Source organism: Longimicrobium sp. (genome assembly GCA_036389135.1).
GTDB lineage: Bacteria > Gemmatimonadota > Gemmatimonadetes > Longimicrobiales > Longimicrobiaceae > Longimicrobium.
Genome location: DASVQP010000049.1, coordinates 21708 through 33728, shown reverse-complemented (window position 1 = coordinate 33728; position 12021 = coordinate 21708). Strand labels below are relative to the sequence as shown.

The 12021-nt window shown below is 70.0% G+C and carries 13 protein-coding genes; 11 read left to right on the top strand and 2 right to left on the bottom strand.

Annotated elements, in window-relative coordinates; all coding sequences use genetic code 11:
* Positions 1–227 precede the first annotated feature (227 nt).
* Both VF584_12430 and VF584_12425 read right to left on the bottom strand, forming a co-directional pair.
* Positions 228–440 carry a cold shock domain-containing protein gene (locus VF584_12430; protein HEX8210972.1) on the bottom strand — a complete coding sequence of 71 codons (213 nt, stop codon included), beginning with the start codon at positions 438–440 and terminating at the stop codon, positions 228–230.
* 105 nt (positions 441–545) lie between these two features.
* Positions 546–1400, bottom strand: a complete 855-nt coding sequence (locus VF584_12425) for a metallophosphoesterase (GenBank protein HEX8210971.1) — start codon at positions 1398–1400, stop codon at positions 546–548.
* Positions 1401–1862: 462 nt separating this feature from the next.
* On the opposite strand from VF584_12425, the gene VF584_12420 reads away from it, so the two are divergent.
* The 11 genes from VF584_12420 to VF584_12370 all read left to right on the top strand — a co-directional run bounded on the left by VF584_12420 (position 1863) and on the right by VF584_12370 (position 11919).
* Entirely contained in the window at positions 1863–3344 is a 1482-nt protein-coding gene (locus VF584_12420) for a class II fructose-bisphosphate aldolase (protein ID HEX8210970.1), read from the top strand.
* 274 nt (positions 3345–3618) lie between these two features.
* On the top strand, positions 3619–4299 hold the full coding sequence (locus VF584_12415; protein ID HEX8210969.1) for a histidine kinase dimerization/phospho-acceptor domain-containing protein: 681 nt from the start codon (positions 3619–3621) through the stop codon (positions 4297–4299).
* A 133-nt stretch (positions 4300–4432) separates the two neighbouring features.
* Complete coding sequence (locus VF584_12410; protein ID HEX8210968.1) at positions 4433–5797, top strand: sigma-54 dependent transcriptional regulator; 1365 nt, start codon at positions 4433–4435, stop codon at positions 5795–5797.
* Between the two features lie 457 nt (positions 5798–6254).
* On the top strand, positions 6255–6650 hold the full coding sequence (locus tag VF584_12405) for a response regulator (protein ID HEX8210967.1): 396 nt from the start codon (positions 6255–6257) through the stop codon (positions 6648–6650).
* 17 nt (positions 6651–6667) lie between these two features.
* Positions 6668–7123 (top strand): YtxH domain-containing protein, encoded by a 456-nt coding sequence (locus VF584_12400; protein HEX8210966.1) that lies wholly within the window; start codon positions 6668–6670, stop codon positions 7121–7123.
* Positions 7101–8093, top strand: coding sequence for a YihY/virulence factor BrkB family protein (locus VF584_12395; protein ID HEX8210965.1), 993 nt, complete (start codon positions 7101–7103; stop codon positions 8091–8093). Before VF584_12400 ends, VF584_12395 begins: the two co-directional genes overlap by 23 nt.
* Entirely contained in the window at positions 8090–8692 is a 603-nt protein-coding gene (locus tag VF584_12390) for a L,D-transpeptidase (protein ID HEX8210964.1), read from the top strand. The genes VF584_12395 and VF584_12390 overlap by 4 nt, the downstream gene beginning before the upstream one ends.
* Before the next feature lie 89 nt (positions 8693–8781).
* Complete coding sequence (smpB, locus tag VF584_12385) at positions 8782–9264, top strand: SsrA-binding protein SmpB (protein HEX8210963.1); 483 nt, start codon at positions 8782–8784, stop codon at positions 9262–9264.
* A 169-nt stretch (positions 9265–9433) separates the two neighbouring features.
* Positions 9434–10630, top strand: a complete 1197-nt coding sequence (locus tag VF584_12380; GenBank protein ID HEX8210962.1) for an N-acetylmuramoyl-L-alanine amidase — start codon at positions 9434–9436, stop codon at positions 10628–10630.
* 141 nt (positions 10631–10771) lie between these two features.
* Positions 10772–11488 carry an orotidine-5'-phosphate decarboxylase gene (gene pyrF / locus VF584_12375; GenBank protein HEX8210961.1) on the top strand — a complete coding sequence of 239 codons (717 nt, stop codon included), beginning with the start codon at positions 10772–10774 and terminating at the stop codon, positions 11486–11488.
* Complete coding sequence (locus tag VF584_12370) at positions 11485–11919, top strand: hypothetical protein (GenBank protein ID HEX8210960.1); 435 nt, start codon at positions 11485–11487, stop codon at positions 11917–11919. The genes pyrF and VF584_12370 overlap by 4 nt, the downstream gene beginning before the upstream one ends.
* Positions 11920–12021 lie beyond the last annotated feature (102 nt).

The following is a 12021-nucleotide window of genomic DNA, read 5'->3' as shown; positions in this document are numbered from 1 at the left end:
CACGCGGGCGGCTTCCGTGCCACTCACCATGCGCGGACTGGCAATCAGGAACTGTATGTAGTGGCTATCAATCACCTTGGATGCGTTCATAGCTGTAAGCTACCTGCTTACAACCAACTGCGTAACTCCTATCTGTGTGAGGCCTTTCGCTGTTGAGGCACGGAAAGCGGCGCCCGGCTCCGAATGGAGACGGGCGCCGCTTTCACTCCGTCGCGAAGGGTCCTTCCTTACTCCGGTGCGAGCCGGACTTCCGCGGCCCGGGGGCCCTTCGGATCTTCCTGGATCTCGAACTCCACGCGATCGCCCCGCTTCAGGGAGCGGAACCCATCCATCTGGATGGAGGAGTGGTGGACGAAGACGTCCTTGCCGCCGTCGTCGGGGCGGATGAATCCGAACCCCTTGTCGTCCTTGAAGAACTCGACTGTCCCAATCTGTGGCATGATCCCTCCGCGATGGACGGTACCGCATCGGCGCCGGCTCGTCGTCCCGTCCGACGCCGCTCCGGACTGCTCGCAGGGTGCGACTTCTAGCAAGGAGCGTTCCCGTCACGTGTTTCGTGACGGCCTTGGGTCCCTCGTGAGCTCCAGCACCGCGACCTCAGGCCGGCAGAGGAAGCGCACCGGGACGTGCACCGTCCCCACCCCGCGCGAGGTGTACACCTGCGTCCACGGCCGGCGCCGCAGCCCCTCCTCGTACAGGTCCGGCCGGACGGCGGGGTTGCGCAGGGCGCCGATGAAGGGGAGCCGCACCTGCCCCGCGTGCGTGTGCCCGCTCACGATCAGGTCCACCCGGTCGTACTCGCGGCGGGCGAGCTCGGCCTGGTCCGGGTCGTGGGCCAGGAGCAGGGTGAAGTCGCGGGTGTCGGGCGGCGGCAGGGCGTTCATGGACGGGCGCCCGTACGAGTAGTCGTCCACCCCCGCCACGCAGAAGCGCGCGCCGTCCACGTCCAGCATGCACGCGCCGTTGGTGAGGTCGCGGATCACGGGGTGCCCCCTGAACTGCCGGTGCCACGCCTCGATCCCCACGATGTAGTCGTGGTTCCCCGGCACGGCGTACACGCCAAAGGGTGCGCGCAGCTCGTCCAGCGCGGAGATCACCCGCCCGAAGTCCGGCGCCTCGTCCGCCGCGAAGTCGCCGGTGAGGGCGATCAGGTGCGGCTCCTCCTCCATCGCCAGGCGGCAGGCGCGGCGCACCAGGGAGAGCGGCGTCCCCTGGCCCGCGTGCATGTCCGTGAGGAGCGCGATGCGGAACCCTTCCAGTGCGGGATGCAGGTCCTTGACGTGGATCCGCGGCCGCGTCACCTCCAGCCAGAGCGGCTCCACGAGGAAGGCGTACGCGGCCAGCGCGGCGGTGGCGGCCGCCGCGGCGGCGATGGTGTTTCGGGTGGGGTGGTTGGTCATGCGCGCGGGGCGGGGCAAGGGGCGGGCCGGGACAGCGGGGAATGGGGAATGGGGAATGGGGAATGGGGGCGGAGCGGGGGCAGGCACGGGCAGCCACGCGGGGCGGCCCCTACGGGTTTCGGTGCGGAGGGCGTGAGTCGCGGTGGTGGCAGGGGGTGGGCAGACAAGCAGGTCACTGCGTTGCGGCGGGGGGCGAGACGGGGCAGGGGCGGGCGCGATGAATCGCGCCCGGGACGTGTGCGCCGCGCGACGATGCACGCGTACGCCCCTCTCCCAGCAGTTTGGGAGAGGGGCAGCGAGGAACGAGCGGGGTGAGGGCCTGCGATGTCTGCCCCATTCCCCATTCCCCATTCCCCATTCCCCGCTGTTTCCCCGCGCCCTTGCTCCCGCGCCGCCTCCCCCGCACATTCCGCCCCCGAACGCAGGACCCGATACCGAACCAGAGAACCATCCCGAGGAACCATGGTGCAATCCGTCGCGTCCGCCGACGATCTGGCGCTGCTTTCACTGGCCCCCGTGCGCGCCATGCTGGATGAGGTCGCTTCGTCCGTCCGCGTCTCGGCGGATGGGGGCGTCGAGGTGGTGAACGAGGAGACGCTTCGCGGGGAGGGGATCGACCGCCTGGTGCGCGCCGCCGTCTTCGCAGACGACGAAGACGTGCGCGACTCGGCGCGGTGGACCATCGGCGAGGTGGGGCGGCGGCTGGGCGTGGCCCCGGCCTCCATCCACGAGCTCTACATGGCCCGCGGGCGCGGCGAGGTGAGCGGCTTCACCGTGCCGGCCATCAACGTGCGCGCCATGTCGTTCGACACGGGACGCGCCCTCTTCTCCGCCGCGCGCGAGCTGAGCGCCGGAGCCATCATCCTGGAGATCGCCCGTTCCGAGATCGGCTACACGGACCAGCGCCCCGCCGAGTACGTGGCGGTGATGACCGCCTCGGCCATCAAGGCGGGGTGGAGCGGCCCGCTCTTCGTGCAGGGCGACCACTTCCAGCTCAACGCCAAGAAGTACAAGTCGAATCCCGACGCGGAGATGCGCGCCGTAAAGGACATCATCCGCGAAGGCCTGCACGCCGGCTTCTACAACATCGACGTGGACACCTCCACCCTCGTGGACCTGTCGAAGGAGGGGCTGGACGCGCAGCAGGAGCTCAACTACCGCCTCTCGGCCGAGCTGACGGCGTACATCCGCCACTACCAGCCGCGGGGCGTCACCGTCTCGGTGGGCGGCGAGATCGGCGAGGTGGGGACGGAGAACTCGACCCCCGAGGAGCTGCGCGCCTACATGGACGGCTACAACCGCGAGCTGCAGCGGATCGGCTCGCGCGAAGGCACGGCGGTGGACGGGCTCGCCAAGATCTCCGTGCAGAGCGGCACCACGCACGGCGGCACCGTCCTTCCCGACGGCACCATCGCGGACGTGGCGATCGACTTCGAGACGCTGCGCACCCTCAGCCAGATCTCGCGCGACGAGTACGGCCTTTCGGGCGCGGTGCAGCACGGGGCGTCGACTCTCCCCAGCAGCGCCTTCGGCAACTTCCCGGACATGGAGACGGCCGAGATCCACCTGGCCACCAACTTCCAGAACATCGTCTACGACCACCCGCAGTTCCCGGCCGAGCTGCGCGAGCGGATGTACGAGCACTGCCGCCAGAACTTCCCGGACGAGCGCAAGCCCACGGACACGGAGCAGCAGTTCATCTACAAGGCGCGCAAGAAGGCCCTGGGCGCCTTCAAGCGCGAGCTGTGGGACATGCCGGAAGCCCACCGCGCCGCCATCCGCGCCACGCTGCAGGAGCAGTTCGACTTCCTCTTCCGCCAGCTCCGCGTGAACGGCACGCTGGACACCGTGCGCGCCATCGTGCCGCTGCCCGAGGTGCGCCACGCCGGCCCCGGCGCGTTGCGGATGAAGGCGGCCGAGGACGACTGGGACCTGTCGGACTGAGCGGGAGAGCGTGAACAGGCGGGGCTGCGCAGCGATGCGCGGCCCCGCTTCTTTTTGCCTCACACAGAGACACAGAGGGTACGGAAAGAACAGCAGAAGAAGTTCTCCGCGGCTTGTAGTCCCCTTCTGTGCCCTCCGTGTGAGGCTTTTCTGTTTTTCTTCAACGTGACTTCCTCCTGCGGAACGGATTGTGCTTCCCCCCGCACCCCGGACCATTCCCCGCACCCGTTTACACTACGGGCGCGCCGCCGTCCTGCTGTGCCTGGAAACGGATGTGAGCATCGACACCATGACCCTCGAGTCGCCGGACGCGGCGGACGACACCCTCCGCGTACGCGCCAACAAGCTGGACCTGTTGGAGCGGCTGGCCGACGACCTGGCGCACGAGATCAAGAACCCGCTCCACTCCATGGTCATCAACCTGGAGGTGCTGAAGCGGCGGGTGGCGCGCGCCGTCGGCGAGACCGACGAGATGCAGCGCAACTTCGCCGTGCTCAGCGGCGAGATGGAGCGCGTCAACCGGCGCATCGAGCTCCTCCTGCGGCTGTCGCGCCCCGGGCGGGGGGCGGAGACCACTACGCTCCGCGACCTCACCGAGGAGTTGATGGAGCTGATCCAGCTGGAGGCACGCCAACGCGAGGCCGCCGTCGATTTCAGGCCCGGCGAGGGGGCGACGCGCGTCTTCATCCCACGCGAGCCCACGCGGCAGGTGATCCTCAACCTGGTGCTGGACGCTCTCGACGCCGTGGGGCCCGGCGCCACCATGAGCATCGTGCTGGACGAGGCGGAGGGGAGCGCCGTCCTCTCCGTGGAGACCGTCGGGGCGGGGCTGGAGCCGCCGGCCGAGAGCGCCGAGCGGCTGGCCGTGGCGCGCCACCTGGCCGAGAAGATGGGAGGGCGCGTGGAGGGCGACGCGGCGGGGATGCGCGTGCTCAAGGTGCCGCTGGCACGTTGAAGTGGCGGAGGCGCCGCCCGGCGCCATCTGCATACTGCGTAGCGGGTTGCGGTGCAACGGGTTGACCGCGCCCCGCCGCGTTCCTATCTTGCGGGTCCCTATATATATCAGGCAACACCTCCAGGGCGACGGCATGCTTCAAAAGATTCTCGTAGCGGACGACGAGCGCCACATCGTCGAGGGGCTCCAGATGCTCCTGGCGGATGACGGATATGAAGTGGACACCGCCACCGATGGGAAGACGGCCTGGGAGATGGTAAAGGGCGGCGGCGGGTACGGCGTCGTCCTGGCCGACCTGCGCATGCCGGAGCTGGACGGGCTGGCCCTCTTCGCCAAGATGCGCGAGGCCGGCATCGCCAGCGAGATCATCATCATCACCGGCAGCGCCTCGGTGGACAGCGCGGTGGCGGCGATGCGGGAAGGGGCGTACGACTACCTGGAGAAGCCGCTCAACGTGGCGCGCCTCAAGGCCCTCCTTCCCAAGGCGCTGGAAGCATACCGGGTCAAGCAGGCCAACCGCACGCTGGAGGAGAAGCTCAAGAACCTCACGCGCTTCGGTGACCTGATCGGCCAGTCGGAGGAGATGCAGTCGATCTACGGCACCATCGAAGCGGCCGCACCGTCGAACGCCTCGATGCTGATCGTGGGCGAGAGCGGAACCGGCAAGGAGCTGGTCGCACGCGCCATCCACGACAAGAGCAACCGCCACAAGGGCCCGTTCATCGCCATCAACTGCGCGGCCTTCCCGCGCGAGATCCTGGAGAACGAGCTCTTCGGCCACGAGAAGGGCGCCTTCACCGGCGCGATCAACGAGAAGGCCGGGTGCTTCGAGCTGGCCGACGGCGGCACGCTCTTCCTGGACGAGGTCGCGGAGATGGAGCCCGACATCCAGGTGAAGTTCCTGCGCGCCCTGGAGCAGCGCTCCTTCCGCCGCCTGGGCGGCAAGAAGGAGGTGCACGTGGACATCCGCGTGGTGGCCGCCACCAACAAGAACATCCAGCGCGCCATCGACGAGGGGAAGCTCCGCGACGACCTGTACCATCGCCTGGCGGTGATCCCGCTCGTCCTGCCGCCGCTGCGCGAGCGCCGCGGCGACGTGCGCATCCTGGCGGAGGCCTTCCTGCGCCGCTTCGCCGAGGAGAACGGGAAGCCGCTCAAGGGGTTCGCGCCGGAGACGCTGGAGTTCGTCAACAGCTACCGTTGGCCGGGCAACGTCCGCGAGCTCAAGAACGCGGTGGAGCGCGCCGTGATCCTGGCCCGCGGCGACATGGTGACGCTGGCGGACATGCGCGCCCACGAGCTGCTGGTGACGGAGGACCGCGAGATCCGCCTTCCCGTGGGCACCAAGCTGGAGATGGCCGAGCGCACGCTGATGCTCAAGACCTTTTCCTTCGTGGAGGGCGACCACCAGCGCGCCGCCCTGATGCTGGGCATCGACGAGGACGACCTCCGCAACCGCCTCAACCGCGCCGTCGCAGGCGACGCCGTTCCGGCCTGAGCGCGAACGTCTCCACCGGTGGACACCCGCCGCGTCCCGGTTGCCGGGGCGCGGCGGTGTTTTTGGCGAGGTTTGGGAATTGGGCGGGCCCGCCAACACCGGGGGCTGAAGCCCCCGGCTGGAACCACGGAAAGGGGGCTGAAGCCCACTCGCGAGCCGCAGCCAGTCCGCGGAGGCGGACTTCGTGTGGTTCCAGCGGCGAATTCATTCGCTCTGGTATGCGGCCGGGGCGGCGCCGGCGTTCAGGACGCGCCGAGATCTCGCCCCCGAGTCCGCGCAGGCGGACTTTGTGCTTTTGTTGCTGCGAGTTCACTCGCCCGCATTAGTCTGGTCCAGCTCGCCCGGTACCCCGCCGACATCCGTTCCCCGCGCATGGCACGCGGATTGCCCCTGTCACTCTGCGTTCCGACTGTAGTCGCGCCTCCGGACCGAGGCGATTCGCGGAGGTTGCAATCCGATGGCGGCGAAGCGTATCCTGCTGATCGAAGACGAGCCCGGCGCCCGGGAAGCGCTCTCCAGCCTGCTGGCTGAAGAGGGCTACGAGGTGTGCGCCGCCGCTACGGGCGAGCGCGGGCTGGCCGAGCTGCACAGCTTCCACCCCGACACGGTGGTGTGCGACTTCCGCCTTCCCGACATCGATGGGCTCCAGATCCTGCGCACCGTGCGCGACACGGCGCCGTGGGAGGTCTGCTTCATCGTGGTGACGGCCGGGTGCGGCGGCGAAGAGACCGAGCACCGGCTGGCCGACGAAGCCGACTACTTCTTCCGCAAGCCGATCGACATCCCCCGGCTGTGCAGCGCGCTCGCCAGCGCGGACGATCCCGGGAACAGCTACCTGGCCCTCGGAACCTGAACTCCACCGGACGGTACATGCGTGACCATGACGACCTCCCCTACATCGTGATCGAGCGGCGCGGGGAGGGCGGGGCATTCGTGCTGGGTGTGCTCGTGGGCTTCGGCGCGGCGCTCCTGCTGGCGCCGCGCTCCGGCGCCGACACCCGGCAGTCCTTACTGGGCGCCGCCCTCGGCGTGCGCGAGGCGCTGGGCGACCGGGTGGACGGGGCGCGCGGCGTGGTACAGGAGCGGGTGACGGCCGTGCGCGGGGCGGTGGACGCGCGGCGGGAACAGGCGCGCGCCGCGGTCGCCACCGGCCGCGGCGCCGCCCGCGATGCCCGCGCCGATCTCCTGCGCCGGGTGGAGGAGGCCAAGGCGCTGCGCCGCTCCGGCCGCTCGCCGGGAGCCGTGGAGGCGCCGCCGCCCCCCGAGGCGGAGCTGGTGGTGCTGTCGGTCGACACCGAAACGGATGCGGGCGAGCTGGCGCGATAGGACCCCTCGCGCCCCGGGCGACGCCTCGCCCCTGCGGGAGCGGCGGGGGAGGACGCGCGCGATCACCGTTGCGCGGGCGGCGCGCATCGCCGTGCGCCGCATGTGGCGCAACGGGTGGGACTTCACCGCCCGCGTCTGGAACAAGGCCGGCGAAGACAACATCTTCTTCCTGGCCGGCTGCATCGCCTTCAACGTCCTCCTGGCGGCCGCCCCTTTCTTCCTCCTCATCGTCGGCGTCCTGACCTACGTCCTGCAGCGGACGGTGGAAGATCCGCGGCAGGCGGCGGTCGGGTACGTCCTCTCCATCCTCCCGCCCTCGCAGGAGGTGGTGGGGTTCACGCGCCGGATCGTGGGGCGGGTGCTGGAGGGCGGGCCGTCGCTGGGCGCCATCGGTCTTCTCCTCTTCATCTGGGCGTCGACCGGGCTGTTCGGCACGCTGCGCTCGGTGCTCAAGGACATCTTCGACCTCCCGGAAGAGCGGGGGATCGTGGCGGGGAAGATTTTCGACCTGCAGATGGTGCTGGTGGCCGGCACCCTGCTCGTCCTGAACACGGGAATCACGCTGGCGCTGGAGGCGGCGCAGCGCTTCGGGGTCGAGCTGCTGGGAGTGGAGAATCGGCGGGCGACGCAGATCTTCGTGAACACCTGGCCCCGGCTGGCGGCGTTCGGGTTCATCTACCTGATGTTCCTGCTGATCTACCGCTTCCTCCCCGTGCGGCGCACCCCGTGGCGGGTCTCGATCGTCGCCGCCACCTTTGCTTCGCTGTCGTGGGAGCTGCTGAAGGGATCGTTCGCATGGTACGTGAGCGAGGTGGTGGACTACAGCCGCACCTATGGCACCCTGCTGGCGCCGGTCCTTTTGGTTTTCTGGGTGTACTACTCGGCGGTGGTGTTCATCCTGGGCGGCGAGGTGGCCCAGGTGTACGACCTCCTCCTGATCCGTCGGAAGCAAAAGGAGCTGCTGGAATGAAGTGCGTGAGTGCGTGGGTGCGTGAGTGCGGCCTTGCGGCGGCTCTGCTGGCGTTTGCCGGCGGCGCCGGGGCGCAGGGGCTGCCGACCGATCCTTCCTTGCTGGCCCATGGTGTGGAGGCGGAGGGGCGCGAGCGCTACCGCGACCCGCCGGTCAACACCGAGGGGCGCTACATCGTGGTGTCGCTGGACGAGCACCGCCTCTACGTCATGGAGGCGGAGCGCGTCGTCTGGTCCACGCTGGTTGGGACGGGGACGGGGACGCGGCTGGAGGGGGCGGGGCAGGAGTGGGACTTCTCCACGCCGCGCGGGATGTTCCGCGTGCAGCGCAAGGAAAAGGATCCGCGCTGGTACCTCCCGGACTGGCACTTCGTGGAGAACAAGCTCCCCGTGCCCGACGAGGACGACCCGAAGCGGTGGCAGCGCGGAATGCTGGGCACCTCCGCGCTCTTTCTGGGTGAGGGGATCGCCCTGCACGGCACCAGCCGGCCCGAGCTCCTGGGCCAGAACGTCTCGCACGGCTGCATCCGCATGACCAACGAAGCCGCGCGCGAGCTGTACTACGCGGTGGACGTGGGGACGCCGGTGATCATCTACTGAACAGCAGTGCCAAGTGCTAAGTCCTAAGTGCCAGGTGAACCGCGGTTCAGCACCCAGGACTCAGCACTTAGCACTTAGGACTTTTTTCCATGACCAAAACCGCAGCCGCCCCCAAGCCCGCCGACCGCATCGTCGTCCAGAACCGCAAGGCGCGGCACGAGTACCACGTCCTGGACAGCTGGGAGACGGGGATCGTGCTGCAGGGGACGGAGGTGAAGTCGCTGCGCGACGGGAAGGCGAACATGCAGGACTCCTTTGCGCGCGTGATGAACGGGGAGGTGTGGCTCTTCAACCTCCACATCTCGCCGTACGAGCAGGGGAACCGCTTCAACCACGAGCCCCTGCGTCCGCGCAAGCTCCTGCTGCACCGCAACGAGATCCGCAAGCTGATCGGCTCGGTGCAGGAGAAGGGGCTCACGCTCGTCCCCCTTGACCTGCACTTCAGCGGCGGGCGCGCCAAGGTGAACCTGGCCCTGGTTCGCGGCAAGCAGCTCCACGACAAGCGCGAATCCATCAAGGAGCGCGACTCGCAACGCGAGATCCAGCGCGGCCTCAAGGACCGCGCGGAGTGACGCCGAACGGCGGTGGTAGGGGCGTGATTCATCACGCCCGTGCCCGCCACCGCACCATCGCCCACCCGACCGCGCCGAAACCCTCGTAGGGGCAGCCCCACGTGGCTGCCCGTGCCCTTGGCATTCGCCGTCGCCCGCTTCGCGGTTCGCATTATCCCCCGGTAGGCCCATGAACTTCATTATCACCACCCTCCTGCTCAGCCTGGCGTCCGCGCCGGCGGGGCTCCGCGCGCAGCCCGGCCAGCCCTGGACCATCGAGTCCGGACCGCGTTCCTCACAGGTGAACGAGTCCACCGCGCGCGGGTACGCGGCGCTCCCCGCATCCGTGCTGGTGAGCGTGGGCGCGGAGGTGTCGTACGCGCGCGACGGCGTCGTGGTGCAGGTGGGGTCGCACCAGGTGGCGGTCGCGAACGGCGCCGCGCAGGTGACGGTCGATGGCACCGCTCGCCCGCTGGCGCACGCCGTCTATGCAGAGGGCGGCGTCGTCTTCCTGCCGGTCGACTTCTTTCGCGAGCTGCTCCCGGGGCTGACGGGAGGGCGGGTGCGGGTGGATGTGGCGCGGCGGTCCATCCGCGGCAGCGCGGCGCGCCCGGCCGGCACCGTCACGGAGGCAGAGGAGGAGGTGGCGGTGGCGCCTGCGCCGCGGCCGAACCCGGCGCGGCCGCCACAGCGGAAGCTGGTGGTGGTGGATGCGGGGCATGGCGGACGTGACCCGGGGGCGAGCGGACCCGGCGGAACGCGCGAAAAGGACGTAACGCTGGCGGTGGCGCGGCGGCTGGCGGCCATCCTGCGCGAAGACCCGTCGCTGGAGGTGCGGATGACGCGCGACCGCGACACTCTGATCGCCCTGCACGACCGCGCGCGCCTCGCCAACCGCTGGCGCGACGAGGGCCAGCCGGCGCTCTTCATCTCCGTGCACTGCAACGCGAACCCCAGCCGCTCGGAAAAGGGGTACGAGACCTACTTCCTGGCGGAGGCGCGCACGGCGGACGCCCAGCGCGTGGAGGCGTTCGAGAACGCGTCGGTGAAGTACGAGGATGCGCCGGTGGGCGGGCCGATGGCCTTCATCCTAACCGACCTGCGCCAGAACCAGCACCTGCGCGAGTCGAGCGATTGGGCGCAGCTCATCCAGAACCGGCTCCGCGAAATCCACCCTGGGCCGAACCGTGGCGTGAAGCAGGCGGGGTTCGCGGTGCTGCGCGGCGCGTTCATGCCGGCGGTGCTGGTGGAGATCGGCTTCGTCTCCAATCCCGCGGAGGAGCGCCTCCTGAACGGGGCCGAGATGCAGCGCGACGTGGCGGCGCAGCTCGCGCGATCGGTGCACGACTTCTTTGCGCGGTCGCAGCAGGGCTCCGCATCCCGTTGAGGCTTTACACAGAGACACAGAGGGGACGGCGAGAACAGAAGAGGGTTCCTTCCTGGCTTGCAGTTCCCTCCGTGGCCTCTGTGTGTGATGCTGTTGTTGTCGGACCTATGCGGGAGCAATCGGGTAGACACGAGCATGACGATGACCGCCACACCGATCCTCGCCCTCGACGTGCCGGACGCCGCCGCCGCCTTTGCGCTGCTGGAGCGCGTGGGGCCGGATGCGAGCTTCGTAAAGGTGGGGCTGCAGCTCTTCACCGCCGAGGGGCCGTCCGTGGTCCGGGCGCTGCACGAGCGCGGGTGCCGCGTCTTCCTGGATCTGAAGCTCCACGACATCCCCAACACCGTGGCGCACGCGGTCCGCTCGGCGGCGGGGCTGGGGGTGGAGCTGCTGACGGTGCACGCATCCGGCGGCGCCGCGATGATGCGCGCCGCCCGCACCGCGGCGGGTGAGGGTGGGCCTGCGCTCCTCGCCGTCACCGTCCTCACCTCCCTCTCCGCGGAGGAGACGGCGGAGGCGTGGGGGCGCGACGCGGTGAGCGCGGACGCGGAGGTGGAGCGGCTGGCGCGGCTGGCGCACGCGTGCGGGATGGACGGCGTGGTCGCGTCGGTGCACGAGCTGGCGGCGATCCGCCGGGCGCTGCCGCGCGACTTCCGCGTGCTGACCCCCGGCATCCGCCTGGCCGGCGACGACGCGGGCGACCAGTCGCGCGTCGCCACCCCCGCCGAGGCGGTGCGCCTGGGCGCGGACTACCTGGTGATCGGGCGCTCCGTCACCGCCGCGGCCGATCCCGCCGCGGCGATGCGCGCCGTACTGGACGACCTTGGCGCCCCGGCGCCGATGACCATAGATCAATGACCCGTCTCCTCCTCGTCCTCGCCTTTCTCCTGCTCCCGGCGGGTGCCTCCGCCCAGTCGCGGCCGGCGCCGCTGGAGGCGTTCGTGGCCACCGTGGGGCGCCTGTGGTCCGAGGGGGAGGCGTCCGCCCTGGTGGAGCTGGCGCCGGAGGACGGGCGCATCCTGCTGGCGCTGGGGAGCGAGGAGGCCGGCGCGGTGCAGGAGCGCCACGTCGCCGCCGCCCTGCGCGACCTGTTCCGCGACCGGGAGACGGTGAGCGTGCGCCCGACGCAGGTGCAGCTCTCGGGCGGCACGCCGTTGCGGGGCTTCGGCGAGCTGTCGTGGGTGTCGCGCCAGCGCGGCGTCACGCGGCCGGTCACCTCCACCGTGTACGTGGGGGCGGTGTTCGAGGGGAACGCGTGGCGGATCAGGGAGCTGCGCGTGCTGCGCTGACGCCGCACGCCTTCGGCAACACCGGCGCCCCGGCCGTCCTCCATCGAGAGGATCGCCGGGGCGTCGTGGCTTGACTCCCCCGCGCCGCCCGCCTACGATTGC

Coding starts and splice junctions, on each gene's coding strand:
- VF584_12430 (HEX8210972.1), bottom strand. CDS start 440: ATGCCACAGATTGGGACAGTCGAGTTCTTCAAGGACGACAAGGGGTTC.
- VF584_12425 (HEX8210971.1), bottom strand. CDS start 1,400: ATGACCAACCACCCCACCCGAAACACCATCGCCGCCGCGGCGGCCGCC.
- VF584_12420 (HEX8210970.1), top strand. CDS start 1,863: ATGGTGCAATCCGTCGCGTCCGCCGACGATCTGGCGCTGCTTTCACTG.
- VF584_12410 (HEX8210968.1), top strand. CDS start 4,433: ATGCTTCAAAAGATTCTCGTAGCGGACGACGAGCGCCACATCGTCGAG.
- VF584_12405 (HEX8210967.1), top strand. CDS start 6,255: ATGGCGGCGAAGCGTATCCTGCTGATCGAAGACGAGCCCGGCGCCCGG.
- VF584_12400 (HEX8210966.1), top strand. CDS start 6,668: ATGCGTGACCATGACGACCTCCCCTACATCGTGATCGAGCGGCGCGGG.
- VF584_12395 (HEX8210965.1), top strand. CDS start 7,101: ATGCGGGCGAGCTGGCGCGATAGGACCCCTCGCGCCCCGGGCGACGCC.
- VF584_12390 (HEX8210964.1), top strand. CDS start 8,090: ATGAAGTGCGTGAGTGCGTGGGTGCGTGAGTGCGGCCTTGCGGCGGCT.
- smpB (HEX8210963.1), top strand. CDS start 8,782: ATGACCAAAACCGCAGCCGCCCCCAAGCCCGCCGACCGCATCGTCGTC.
- VF584_12380 (HEX8210962.1), top strand. CDS start 9,434: ATGAACTTCATTATCACCACCCTCCTGCTCAGCCTGGCGTCCGCGCCG.
- pyrF (HEX8210961.1), top strand. CDS start 10,772: ATGACCGCCACACCGATCCTCGCCCTCGACGTGCCGGACGCCGCCGCC.
- VF584_12370 (HEX8210960.1), top strand. CDS start 11,485: ATGACCCGTCTCCTCCTCGTCCTCGCCTTTCTCCTGCTCCCGGCGGGT.